This window comes from Citrobacter sp. HN-141 (assembly GCF_033341895.1).
Taxonomy (GTDB): domain Bacteria; phylum Pseudomonadota; class Gammaproteobacteria; order Enterobacterales; family Enterobacteriaceae; genus Citrobacter.
Genome location: NZ_JAWPBF010000001.1, coordinates 217,324 through 229,534 on the forward strand (window position 1 = coordinate 217,324; position 12,211 = coordinate 229,534).

Sequence of the window (12,211 nt, forward strand, 5' to 3'; positions counted from 1 at the left end):
GTTCCTTAAAATGCCACCGCAACGCGGTAATACACATTGAGATGATCCGGTGCCAGCCAGTCCGGATAATTCACTGGCGTTCCTACGGTAAACTGACTGGAGAACCAGCGCCCTGAGCTGGTTAATCCCAGCGCGGCCCCCCACAACGTGCCGGAGGCATACCTGTCAACGCTATCTTGTTTCAGCCAGCCGCCGTCGAATGCCGCTATCGCGCCAATCTGTCCCAACACCGGCAGCGTAAACAGAGAGTAATTCACTTCGTTGCGCCAGTAGCCGCCGTTATCTCCTGAAATGTATTGTTCTTTATAGCCACGTACCGATGTTTCACCGCCCAGCGTCAGGCGTTCGCTGCCGTAAAGGCGGTCCGGTGACCATTGAAAATAGAGGCTGCTCAGCCACCACAGTTTTTCTGTCAGCGGGCGCTGAAAACTGCCGCTGACGCTCCACTTGCGAAATTCTGCCTTTGGCACATCACCCTGTTTATCATTGTCATCCTCTGCGCCAAACCACGGCACGCCCTGGGTGAATGAGGGGTTAAACGTCGCAACGCCGGAAGCAATTTTTTGCGTATGGTTGATACCCAGCGAAACGCTGGAAAGCTTGCGGCTACTGGTTTCCAGCAGGACATCATTCAATCTGTTACGATTGATTCGATGCGTGAGACCCAGCGATACTGCGGTTTTGCTCTCACCGTTGCGAAACAAAACCCAGGAGCCGGTCAGACGATGGGTTTCGCTGTCACCGGTGGAGCGCCAGGCATAGCCATTGTTATCAATGGTGCTGAGGTAGTTACTCCAGCTGTAGCTGTAATCCAGCAATCCGTAGCCGTAAGGAACACTCACGCCAGCAGCAACGTTCTGCGCATCTTTACTGCTGGAAAAATCGCTGCTACGCCCGCCGCTGATAAACCATTTATCCGCCAGCCCAAGCATATTATTGAAAAATAATGCCCCGCTCAGTTGTCCGGTACCGGTACTCTTTTGTCCGCTGTTATCAAAACTGACGGAACCGTTAACGGGGAATTCAGGCGTGGCGCTCAGATTAACTATTGATAACCCCTGCTGGCTGCCCGGCAAAATTTCAATTTCCACCGGCGTCTGGCGAACCCGGTTCAACTGCTCCATACCCTGTTCAATGTCACGCAGATTGAGAATCTTTCCTTCCAGCCCCGGAAAGATCATTTTCAGCGTGCGCGATGGGACACCTTCCAGACGTATTTGCTGCAATTTTCCCTCAAGCACCGCAATGTGCAGCACCCCAGAGGAGAGATCCTGTTCGGTTAAAAAGGCACGACTGGTGATGTAACCTCGGCTGATATACCAGTCGGAAATTGCGTTTGTCAGTTCCGTCAGGCGAGGAATATCCAGGCATTGATTCACCCACGGCGCGGTAAGCTTTGCCGAGGCAGCGGCGGACAACGTCGTTGCGCCGTCAATATCAATGCGCGAAATCATAAAACACGGCCCTTCAGTCGGGGCTGGCGTTTTCGACGTGACGGCTTCGGGCAGCGTAACGCTACGCTCCAGCTCTTCACGCTGGCGCTGGTTTTCATTAAGTAGCTGCTGTTGCTGCTGCTGAATGGTATTACGATCCGCAGGAGAGAGTGGTGCGGCAGAAACCGTGGTGAACGGCAAAACTAACATCCCAATCAGTAATGCCAACTTTCTTTCATCCCTGAACTTCACCCTATCCCCCAAAGTACGAAACCGAACTTAGCTGTGCGCTCCTTGCCAAAAAAGCACAAAATGCAAACAAAAGTAAAGGCAATAAATGCTCTTTCACTTTATTACTATTGCATTTTAGGATTTTTTATATTCTTAAGTTAAATTACGCTTACTCTATTGGCCCAATCCCATCGCTAGTCGCCCATTTGCATAAAGAGCGCTGGGATGAGTATGTCGCGCACGTCGTGCCGCCTGGGTGACGTCTGCGGAGTTCTCTTCCAGCTGCTTGCACCTTCAATATCAACATTGCTTATTATTGCCACTTGTTAATGTTGATATTTAATCAATGTTGTCAAACAGCAAATCGAGAATTCTTTCGTCTCGCAAACCGCCACCACCTTGATTCAAATCATAAAGAGTTTTCTTTGTAAAAATTCCAATGAGAGCTTTTTGAGTCAGGATATACTATTTGCACCTGTAAAAAGTAAGGTCACGTTGCCTTATCATCTACGTGATAAATCAGGATTATCCCATGCCCCGGAATATAACGAAATTAAGAGTACTCAGGAGAAGAAGATGCCTGAATTAACACCTTTTAAGGTGATGATCGTTGATGACCACCCACTCATGCGGCGAGGAATTAGTCAATTATTACAACTGGATACCGCATTCGATGTTGTCGCTGAAGCCGGCGATGGCGCGAGCGCTATCGATCTGGCAAACCGTCTGGATCTTGATGTGATCCTGCTCGATCTCAATATGAAAGGCATGAGCGGACTGGACACCCTGAATGCGCTACGTCGGGACGGCGTTACTGCGCAAATTATTATTCTTACCGTTTCGGATGCCGCCAGCGATGTGTACGCCCTGATTGATGCCGGCGCAGATGGCTATTTGCTGAAAGACAGCGATCCTGAAGTTCTGCTGGAAGCCATTCGCGCTGGTGCAAAAGGAGGTAAAGCCTTTAGCCAACGCGTCAGCGATTATCTGCGGGAACGGGAACTGTTTGGCGCTGAGGAAGATCCGTTCAGCGTACTCACCGAACGCGAGCTGGATGTGTTACATGAGCTGGCTCAGGGATTATCGAATAAACAGATAGCATCTGTACTGAATATTTCCGAGCAAACGGTGAAAGTGCATATCCGCAACCTGCTGCGTAAACTTAACGTCCGCTCTCGCGTTGCCGCCACCATCCTGTTTTTGCAAACACGCGGAATGCAGTAATCAATAAGATGCCGGATGCGACGCCGCAGCGTCTTATCCGGCCTACAAGACCCACACAGGCCCGAAAGCTGCGCGCCATCGGGCAATCTGAACGCTTATTTCTCCTGCGGTGCCAGCTGTTCCATCGCCTGTTTGATGCTGCGCTCAATTACCGCCCGACGGGTATCATTGGCGGGCAATAATTTCAGCATCATCTCCCACGCCGCAACCGCCTCACCGAAGCGCTGCTGTTCGAAAGCGTTAAACGCGTACATGCTCAGTACGCGCACATTCGCATGTTCGCCCCTGACCAATTGACGTAACAACTCCCCACCGCGACGGTTATCATCTGGATCGGAAGAACGGGTCAACGCTTCAGCATAACCCAACGCGGCATCGCTATTTTTAGGATCCAGTCGGTAGGCATTGGCATACGCCTCAGTCGCCGTACTGGCATTACCGAGAACCATGCCTACGCGCCCAAGCATAATCCAGCCTTCAACGTTTCCGGCATCGGTTTGCAGCCGGGTACGTAATCCCAACGCCAGACGCGCCATATCCTCTTCATTCAGCGGTTCAGCCTTTGGATCTAACGCTCGCTCCAGCAACGCCGGAGCCTGTGCAGTCGCCTGCTGCCAGACCTTAACCTGCTTATAGCTGCCGGTTTGGTAATAGCTCACCGCGCCCACCACCAGCGCCACGATAACGCCGGGTATAAAGAGTCCTAATCCACCGCGTTTGCCGTCGGGGGTAATCTCATCAGGAAATTCTTCCTGCTTCACTCGTACGCGACGGCGTGAACGGGCAAAAATAATCCAGCCCCCCAGACCAATTGCCACAACGGGCATCACCCACAACAGCACGGTCAGCGGTGTCAACGGCGGATCGTAAGTCACGAAGTTGCCGTAACGCGCCACCATGTAATCGACAATTTCTTTCTGGCTTTTCCCTTCCTGCATCAGTTCGTAAACCTTCTGACGCAGATCGGTGGCAATCATTGAGTTAGAATCAGCAATGCTGTTGTTCTGACACTTGGGACAGCGTAACTGTTCAGTGAGCTGACGGAACTGCTGTTCCTGCGCCTCATCTTTGAACTGCATCACGTCGATAGTGGCCAGCGCCGATCCCGAGATAACCAGCATCAGCAGGCCCAGAAAGAACCTCATTGCGCAGCCTCCTTACTGTATTTATCCCACAATGGTTTGAGCTCGCTCTCCCATACCCTGGCGTTTAAATCACCGGCATGGCGATAACGAATAATGCCTTTACCGTCGATCAGGAACGTTTCCGGCGCACCGTACACCCCCAGATCCAGACCCAGCATACCGTCGCCGTCAAACAGACTTAAGGCATACGGATTGCCCAGCTCTTTCAGCCAGACGATGGCTTTTTGACGATCGTCTTTATAGTTCAACCCAACGACCCGCACGCCTTGTACCGACAGCTGGTTCAGATACTGGTGCTCAGCGCGACAGGTCGGACACCAGGTCGCCCAGACGTTTAGCAGCACCGGTTTCCCCTGCGTCAATACATCAGCCTGGTAATGCTGGCCCGGATTTTCCAGCGACTCCAGACGGAACGTCGGCACCGGTTTACCGATTAATGCCGATTCCAGATTCGTCGGGTCGTCTCCCTGTGCGTTACGTGCCAGTTGCCACAGCAGCGCCGCTGCAATAATGAGAAAAATAATAAATGGGATTAACAATGCATTGCGCTTCATACAGCCTCCGGCGCGTTTTTTTGCGCAGCAGCACGAGGACGCGTGCGCTGGCGATAGCGTGGATCAAACAGGCAGAACAATCCGCCCAGCGCCATCAGCAACCCTCCGGCCCAAATCCAGCGAATAAACGGTTTATAGTACAGACGCACTGCCCACGCGCCGTTGTCCAGCTCTTCGCCTAATGCCGCATACAGGTCACGCGTCAGTCCGCCATCGATCGCCGCTTCGGTCATCATTGAACTGGTGCTGTTGTAAAAGCGTTTTTCCGCATGCAGCGTCGCTTCCGGCTTGCCGTCACGGGTCACACCAATCACGGCCACGCCCCCCCGGTAGTTAGGTCCGGTAATATCTTTTACTTCGCGGAAAGTGAACTGATAATCATGGATACTGACGCTATCGCCCGCCTTCATGCGCACATCACGTTCAACGCTGTAGTTCTGGCTAAAGGCAATACCGACAATAGTTATCGCCAGCCCAACGTGGCCCGACACCATGCCCCAGTAGCTCGGCGTCAGCTTCGTGCCACGCGAAATACGCAGGAACGCCTCGGACATCGCCAACACAAATATCCAGCATGCCATTGCCATACCCACGACCGTCATCGCGGCAATGCGATCTTCAAACAGCCACGGCAGCAGCACGGACAGTACCAGCGTGGTAACAAACGCGACAAGCAGTAGCGTTTTCAGCTTACGCGGTCGGTCACGTCCCCAACGCACCAGTGGCCCAATCCCCAGCAGCAGTGCGAACGGCGCCATCAGCCAGGTAAACATAGTATTGAAGAACGGCTCGCCAATCGAAATACTGCCCAGCCCCAGCTGTTTGTGCACCAACGGTAACAGTGTGCCCAGCAGCACCACCAGCATCGCTGCAATCAACAGAACATTGTTCCCTAACAGCAGCGATTCACGCGACCATAGCGCGTTATTCACCCGTGAGCGAACCTTGTGACCGCGCACCGCAAACAGCAGCAGGGAACCGCCGATAACCAGTACCATAAAGGCAAGAATGAACATCCCGCGCGACGGGTCAGAGGCGAAGGCGTGCACCGACACCAGTACCCCCGAACGCACCAGGAACGTCCCCAGCAAACATAGCGAGAAGGCGCAGATTGACAGCAGTAACGTCCAGGCTTTAAAGCTGGCGCGTTGTTCGGTCACTGACAGCGAGTGCATCAGCGCAGTCCCCACCAGCCACGGCATAAACGAAGCGTTCTCTACCGGGTCCCAGAACCACCAACCGCCCCAGCCCAGTTCGTAGTATGCCCACGCAGAGCCGAGCACAATACCCAGCGTCAAAAACACCCATGCCGCCAGCGTCCACGGACGCGAAAAACGGGCAAAGGTGCTATCCAGACGCCCGCTCATCAGTGCGGCAATGGCAAAAGCAAAAGCCACAGAGAAACCGACATAGCCCATATACAGTAATGGCGGATGGAAGATCAGCCCCGGATCCTGCAACAACGGATTAAGGTCACGCCCTTCTATCGGGAAATCCGGCAGCGTGCGGGAAAACGGATTGGAGGTAAACAGAATAAACAGCAGGAAGCCGACGCTGACCATGCCCATCACCGCCAGTACGCGTGCGACGATATCCAGCGGCATCCTCTGGCTGAACAGCGCCACAGCGAACGTCCAGCCGCTCATCAGCAACACCCACAGCAACAATGAGCCTTCATGCGCGCCCCACGTCGCGGCGACGCGATACCAGAACGGAAGTTGCGTATTGGAGTTGCTGGCGACATAGGTCACGGTAAAGTCATTGACCACAAATGCGTTTACCAGCACCAGAAACGCACCCATCACACAGATAAACAACACCCAGGCAAAGGGTCGCGCAGAGGCCATCATCCGGACATCGCCACGCGCAACACCCCACAGCGGATAAACCGACAGCAACAGTGCAACGCCGAGTGCCAGACACAGTAGCCCATTGCCAATTTCAGGCATCATGACGTTTTATCCTTATAAACACTTTCCGGGCGACGGTGGTTTTCCTGCATCGCCTTTTCGACCTCCGGCGGGGTGTAATTTTCATCATGTTTGGCAAGAACCTCTTTGGCCTGCACATGATTTCCCTGATCCAGTTCCCCCTGAACAACGACGCCCTGCCCTTCACGGAACAGATCCGGCAGGATACCTTCGTAGGTCACATCCACCACGCCTTCGGCGTCATAGATGCTGAAGTTAACTTTCAGCGACTGCGGGTCACGCTTCACACTACCCGGCATAACCATACCGCCAACGCGCAGGCGTTGACCGACTTCCGGCATCTGCTGAGTTTCGCGCTTGCCGTAGAGTATTTCTCCCGGCGTATAGAATAAATCGATATTGGAACGCAATGCGTAGAGCACCAGCGTGATGGTCAATGCCAGGCCCGCCAGTACCGCGCAGGCTATCCATAACCGATTTTTACGTCGAATATTCACGCCGCCTCCCGTTGCACTTGCGCCGCACGCATGCGCGCTTCTCTCGCCCGCTGCTGCGCCACGCCGCGTAAGATTGCGCGATGCTGTAGTGCAGAATGCAGCACCAGCACCACCAGCGGGATAACGCTCATGGCCACAGCCAGCCAGACATACAAGGCGTAGCCGCCCATCGCGAAAAAATCACTCCATGATGCAAATGCAGGGGTCATTGGCGGCCTCTTTTTAAGATCAGTTCGCTCACACATGGGCGGCGTTTTTCCATCATCAAAATCAGGTTACGCATGCGCATCAGCGCCAGCGTGACAAACAGTAACAGATAACCGACGATCGCCAGGCGCAGCGGCGTACGCATCGCCGGATCAATACTCTGCTGCATGCGGGTCGACCCCTGGTGCAACGTATTCCACCACTCGACCGAATAGTGGATAATCGGTAAGTTCACGACGCCAATCAGTACCAGAATACCGGCTGCCCGTCCCGCCATGCGGCGATCATCAAAGGCATGCCACAGCGCAATGGCACCAACATAGAGAAACAACAGCACCAGCTCAGAAGTGAGTCGGGCATCCCAGACCCACCAGGTTCCCCACATTGGTTTTCCCCATGCAGAGCCCGTCACCAGTGCAATAAAGGTAAACACTGCGCCAATCGGCGCCATCGCTGCCAGCGCCAGATTGGCCATTTTCATCTGCCAGACCAGGCCGATAAATGCGGCAACCGCCATCGACGCATAAATACCCATCGACCAGATTGCCGCCGGGACGTGCAGATAGATGATGCGATAGCTCTGCCCCTGCTGATAATCCGCTGGCGCGAAGCCAAATCCCCAAACCCATCCTGTTACCAGTACCACTGCGCTGGCAATCGCCAGCCATGGGATAAACCAGCCACAGATCTGATAGAGACGTGGGGGCATCGCCAGTTGATGAAGTGTTTTCCACATAGTTCAGTCACCAGACTCAATAAATTAGTAAATTTCCGTTTTACCGGAGGGCGGCTTCGCCATGTCCGGCCCACAAGTCATATCTGCGCTATTGCACGCTGATACGTAACGCCGCCGCCGTCGCAAAGGGACTTAATGTGGCGCTTCCTACCAGTAGAGCGCCAAGAATCGCCATATACCCTTCAACGGGTAAGTGCATCGAGGCGGCGTCCATCGCAGCGGTCGCAAAAATCAGTAAGGGAATGGTTAACGGGAGTACCAGCACGCTCAACAGCACGCCACCGCGTTTTAACCCCACCGTCAGCCCCACGCCAGGCGCGCCGAGGAAACCCAGCGTCGGCGTTCCAAGCAGCAACGTCAGTGCCATAATTTGCCAACCATACATATCCATTCCCAGCAGCAATGCCACCAGCGGCGAGAGGATCAGCAGCGGCAAACCGGTTACCACCCAGTGCGCCATCACCTTCGCCAGCACCACGGCCGGTAGCGGCAATGGCAGCAGCATCAATTGTTCGAGGCTGCCATCCTGTAAGTCATCCCGGAATAAACGTTCCAGCGCCAGTAATGAGGCCAGCAATGCGGCAACCCAGATAATGCCCGGTGCAATACGCGCCAGCAGCTGTGGCTCCGGCCCTATGCTGAGCGGGAACAGGGTTATGACGATCAGGAAAAACCATAACGGATTGGCGATCTCTGCACTATGACGGAACGCAACCCGCAGTTCTAAACGGAAGATTTGCCACATCATTGCGCGGCCCTCTCGCTGGTCAGCGCAATACGTCGCACTTTATCGGTCTCAACACCCAGAGGCTGGTGCGTGGTAAGGATCACAATACCACCCTGCTCTGTATGCTGTGCCATGCGCTGAGTCAGTCGCTCAACGCCGTGCACATCAATTGCCGTAAAGGGTTCATCGAGGATCCACAGTCGCGCGCGGGTCAGCCAGAGGCGAGCCAGTGCTACGCGCCGCTGTTGTCCGGCGGAGAGTTGATTAACAGGAATATCTTCATATCCGGCGAGTCCTGCCTGCGCCAGCGCCGCCAGACAATCGCCATCGTGATGAAAAAACCGCAGATTCTCCAACGCCGAAAGCCGGGTTTTTATCCCCGGCTGATGTCCGATCCACAGTAGTTCCTGATGGTAGCTGTCCCGCACCTGGTGCAGCGCTTTCCCTTGCCAGCAAACCTCTCCGGCGTCAGGACGAGCCAGCCCGGTAAGCAACCGCAGCAGGGTGGTTTTCCCTGCGCCATTACTCCCGGTAATTTGTACCCATTCCCCTGCATTGACGCGAAATGACAGATCGCTAAACAGTATTCTGTCATCTCGCTCGCAGAGCAGTTCTCTGGCCTCAAGCATCCTGATTATTTACATCCTGTTAAAAGCCCGGTTTGACTTCGCGCATATCAGGCAGTTTGTGGGCTATCCCTTTATGACAGTCAATACAGGTTTGCCCTTCTTTCACGGCCTGGTCATGCATTTTAGCCGCTACGCCTTTCTGGGCGGTTAAATCCATAAACTCGAAGTTGTGACAGTTCCGACACTCTTGCGAATTATTGTCTTTCATACGCCGCCATTCATTTTGCGCCATCGATAAACGGTGGTCTTCAAATTTTTGCGGTGTATCTATCAACCCCAGTGCTTTCGCGTACAGCTCCTTGCTGGCCTTGATTTTGCGGATCATTTTCGGACCCCACTCATGAGGGACGTGGCAATCAGGGCAAGTCGCGCGCACACCGCTGCGGTTGTTGTAGTGTACGGTTTCCATATATTCCTGGTATACCGTGTTGCGCATTTCGTGACAGCTAATGCAGAACTCTTCAGTATTGGCCTTTTCCATACCGGTATTAAAGCCGCCCCAGAAAATAATGCCGCCCACAAAGCCGATTAACAACAGCGTGCCGAGCGCCAGACGGCTGGGGCGACGCCACCATTGCCAGACGCGCTTAATCCAGCCTGGTTTACGGTTAGAATTTTCCATAATGACCTCCCGAGCCTATTCCAGTAGGCGTAAATTGTTGCAGCCAGTTTGGATACGGACAGCGCGGAACAACCGGAGCGTACTTACAGTACGTGAGGACTGTGAGCACTGCCCTGGTCCGAAATGGCAAATAAAATAGCCTAATGGGACAGGCTCTCATTTCCCGTAACCTTTCGAGGGGGTAAAGGTATTTTCAACAATCGGTGCCGCATCAGCCTGCGGGACATGACACTGCAGGCAGAAGTAACGACGCGGAGCGACTTCAGCCAGTACCTTGCCGTTGCTGTCCATAAAGTGCGTCGGGCTGATACGCGGTGCACCGGTGGTGCGGTAGCTTTCAACACCGTGACACTGCAGGCAACGGTTGGTATTGGTCGTCACCTGGTAGCCGTCAACACTGTGCGGAACCATTGGTGGCTGATTCACATAATTCAGCGGCATACGCTCCTGCTCTTTCGGCATGCGAATCGCCCCTTCCTGTGTTCCCGAGACTTCCGGTGACTGACTCAGATCCACTCCATTTGCAGCCCAAACAGCCCCACTGACGACCAGGGCAAGCAGGGCCGTCCATTGACACAGCGTCTTAATCAGGTCATGGCTTTTCATTGTTTAGCTCCCGAACTCCATCGCATTTACACTTCATCCTTTAAGCTGCCTCTTTGTTGGCTGCGCTCCGAAACCCCAGTCACATAGTTACTATGCTCCCGGGGATTTCCTCACTTGCCGCCGCGATGCATCTCAAATGATTTTGTGTATCGTTATTGTAAAAACATCCTCAGAACAGACATCCACACAGCGACCGCAGGCCATGCAATCGCGGCTGGTTACCTGCACCGGACTTTGCTCATCCAGCACCGGCGCACGTAGCACATGCGGTTCCGGGCAAACATGAAAACAATCCATACAGCGGTTACATCTCTGACGTTCTTTTGCCGATACGGTTAATGCACCTTTACTACCCAATACGCCATACAGCGCACCCAGGGGGCAGAGATGTCCGCACCAGCCATGCTCAACAACCAGTAAATCAAATAAAAACAGTGCAAGAATAAGCAGCGCCCCGCTGCCAAAGCCCATTACCAGGCTACGTCCCAGCAAAGAGACCGGATTTATCCATTCCCATAGCAGCGTCCCTGTCAGGGCAGAACCGACCAGGATAACCACCAGCAGGACGTACCGTATATGGCGCGGCAAAGTTGCAGACTGATTCAGGTCAAATCTTCTGCGCAGCCAGCTCGCCAAATCAGTAACCGGATTCATCGGGCAGACCCAACTACAAAACAGTCGCTTACCTGCAAGGGCATACAACACCGTAATAATGGCGGCCCCTGTTAACGCGACTGTTGCTGGCAAGTGCCCGCTGGCCAGGCTTTGCAGGGTGATCAGCGGATCGGTTAACGGAATGGTATCCAGCAACAGGCTGCTGCTGTAATTACCATGCAGCACCCACACGCCCAGCCACGGACCGCTGAGAAACATTGCCAGAACCAGGAACTGACTCAGACGACGCAACACCAGCCAGCGATGGCTCCGCCACCAACCTTTTTTCGCTTGTGCTTCACGCCCCGCATCACGTTTACGATTTGCCATTGTTCCCCTCCAGCCAACCGAAGCGGTAATGGTGCCCCAACTCCCCTTTCGCCAGCGACAGCGGTAACACTTTTATTGCTGGCTGTTCCAGTACGCAGACTTTTTCGCATTTACCGCAGCCAGTACAGGCATCGCTATGCACGGTAGGAATAAACCGCGCATGCTTACCGGTACGCATGTTGCGGTCCAGCTCCAGGGTGATGGCCTCATCGATTTTCGGGCACTCGCGATAGCAAACGTCGCAACGCAATCCCTGATAGTTAAGGCAGTTCTCGTGATCCAACAACACCGCCAGCCCCATGCGTGAATCGTCAATAGACTCGATCTCCCTGTCCAACGCGCCGCTGGGGCAAACTTTGGCGCACGGAATGTCTTCACACATCTCGCAGGGGATGTCGCGAGCGACAAAATAGGGTGTTCCGGCCGCCAGCCCGGAGGCCAACGTTGCCAGTTTCAGCGTGTCATACGGACACGCCTGAACGCACTGACCGCAACGTACGCAGGCGCTGGCGAATGCCTCCTCGCTCAGTGCACCTGGCGGGCGCAACCGCACGCCGGTTGCGCGTGCGGTTTGTTGTTGCAACCCCAGCGCCACGCCAACGACAGCCAGCCCGCCCGCTGCGCGAACCATATCGCGCAGAAAGCGGCGGCGGCCATTTTGGGGTTTTGCTGACCGGGACATAAC

Annotated in this window: 14 protein-coding genes; 1 reads left to right on the forward strand and 13 read right to left on the reverse strand. The window is 54.3% G+C overall.

The genetic code is table 11. The features are described from left to right. Nucleotides 1–5: 5 nt before the first annotated feature. Nucleotides 6–1,643, reverse strand: coding sequence for a ShlB/FhaC/HecB family hemolysin secretion/activation protein (locus tag RYZ59_RS01050; RefSeq protein ID WP_318044695.1), 1,638 nt, complete (start codon nucleotides 1,641–1,643; stop codon nucleotides 6–8). A 597-nt stretch (nucleotides 1,644–2,240) separates the two neighbouring features. Here RYZ59_RS01050 and narP point away from each other — a divergent pair. Beyond that, nucleotides 2,241–2,888: a nitrate/nitrite response regulator protein NarP gene (narP, locus tag RYZ59_RS01055; protein WP_202038243.1), complete on the forward strand. Its 648-nt coding sequence runs from the start codon at nucleotides 2,241–2,243 to the stop codon at nucleotides 2,886–2,888. 95 nt (nucleotides 2,889–2,983) lie between these two features. Here narP and RYZ59_RS01060 read toward each other — a convergent pair whose 3' ends face one another. From RYZ59_RS01060 to napG, 12 genes are all read right to left on the reverse strand, one after another. After that, nucleotides 2,984–4,033, reverse strand: coding sequence for a cytochrome c-type biogenesis protein CcmH (locus RYZ59_RS01060; protein WP_137384102.1), 1,050 nt, complete (start codon nucleotides 4,031–4,033; stop codon nucleotides 2,984–2,986). Continuing rightward, nucleotides 4,030–4,587, reverse strand: a complete 558-nt coding sequence (gene dsbE, locus RYZ59_RS01065) for a thiol:disulfide interchange protein DsbE (protein WP_318044307.1) — start codon at nucleotides 4,585–4,587, stop codon at nucleotides 4,030–4,032. The genes RYZ59_RS01060 and dsbE overlap by 4 nt, the downstream gene beginning before the upstream one ends. Continuing rightward, nucleotides 4,584–6,539: a heme lyase CcmF/NrfE family subunit gene (locus RYZ59_RS01070; protein ID WP_318044309.1), complete on the reverse strand. Its 1,956-nt coding sequence runs from the start codon at nucleotides 6,537–6,539 to the stop codon at nucleotides 4,584–4,586. The genes dsbE and RYZ59_RS01070 overlap by 4 nt, the downstream gene beginning before the upstream one ends. Further along, nucleotides 6,536–7,015 carry a cytochrome c maturation protein CcmE gene (gene ccmE, locus RYZ59_RS01075; protein ID WP_005129319.1) on the reverse strand — a complete coding sequence of 160 codons (480 nt, stop codon included), beginning with the start codon at nucleotides 7,013–7,015 and terminating at the stop codon, nucleotides 6,536–6,538. The genes RYZ59_RS01070 and ccmE overlap by 4 nt, the downstream gene beginning before the upstream one ends. Continuing rightward, nucleotides 7,012–7,224, reverse strand: a complete 213-nt coding sequence (gene ccmD, locus RYZ59_RS01080) for a heme exporter protein CcmD (RefSeq protein ID WP_020996676.1) — start codon at nucleotides 7,222–7,224, stop codon at nucleotides 7,012–7,014. The genes ccmE and ccmD overlap by 4 nt, the downstream gene beginning before the upstream one ends. After that, on the reverse strand, nucleotides 7,221–7,958 hold the full coding sequence (locus tag RYZ59_RS01085; protein WP_318044313.1) for a heme ABC transporter permease: 738 nt from the start codon (nucleotides 7,956–7,958) through the stop codon (nucleotides 7,221–7,223). Before RYZ59_RS01085 ends, ccmD begins: the two co-directional genes overlap by 4 nt. Nucleotides 7,959–8,046: 88 nt before the next feature. After that, nucleotides 8,047–8,706, reverse strand: coding sequence for a heme exporter protein CcmB (gene ccmB / locus RYZ59_RS01090; RefSeq protein ID WP_005129323.1), 660 nt, complete (start codon nucleotides 8,704–8,706; stop codon nucleotides 8,047–8,049). Then, complete coding sequence (gene ccmA, locus RYZ59_RS01095) at nucleotides 8,703–9,320, reverse strand: cytochrome c biogenesis heme-transporting ATPase CcmA (RefSeq protein ID WP_271440147.1); 618 nt, start codon at nucleotides 9,318–9,320, stop codon at nucleotides 8,703–8,705. The genes ccmB and ccmA overlap by 4 nt, the downstream gene beginning before the upstream one ends. A gap of 13 nt (nucleotides 9,321–9,333) precedes the next feature. After that, the gene (gene napC / locus RYZ59_RS01100) at nucleotides 9,334–9,936 is read right to left on the reverse strand and encodes a cytochrome c-type protein NapC (protein ID WP_005129332.1); all 603 of its coding nucleotides are present in this window, start codon (nucleotides 9,934–9,936) and stop codon (nucleotides 9,334–9,336) included. 156 nt (nucleotides 9,937–10,092) lie between these two features. Further along, nucleotides 10,093–10,542, reverse strand: a complete 450-nt coding sequence (gene napB / locus RYZ59_RS01105) for a nitrate reductase cytochrome c-type subunit (RefSeq protein WP_318044315.1) — start codon at nucleotides 10,540–10,542, stop codon at nucleotides 10,093–10,095. A gap of 132 nt (nucleotides 10,543–10,674) precedes the next feature. After that, nucleotides 10,675–11,526, reverse strand: coding sequence for a quinol dehydrogenase ferredoxin subunit NapH (napH, locus tag RYZ59_RS01110; protein WP_318044316.1), 852 nt, complete (start codon nucleotides 11,524–11,526; stop codon nucleotides 10,675–10,677). Further along, complete coding sequence (napG, locus tag RYZ59_RS01115; protein ID WP_003834629.1) at nucleotides 11,513–12,208, reverse strand: ferredoxin-type protein NapG; 696 nt, start codon at nucleotides 12,206–12,208, stop codon at nucleotides 11,513–11,515. The genes napH and napG overlap by 14 nt, the downstream gene beginning before the upstream one ends. Nucleotides 12,209–12,211: the final 3 nt, after the last annotated feature.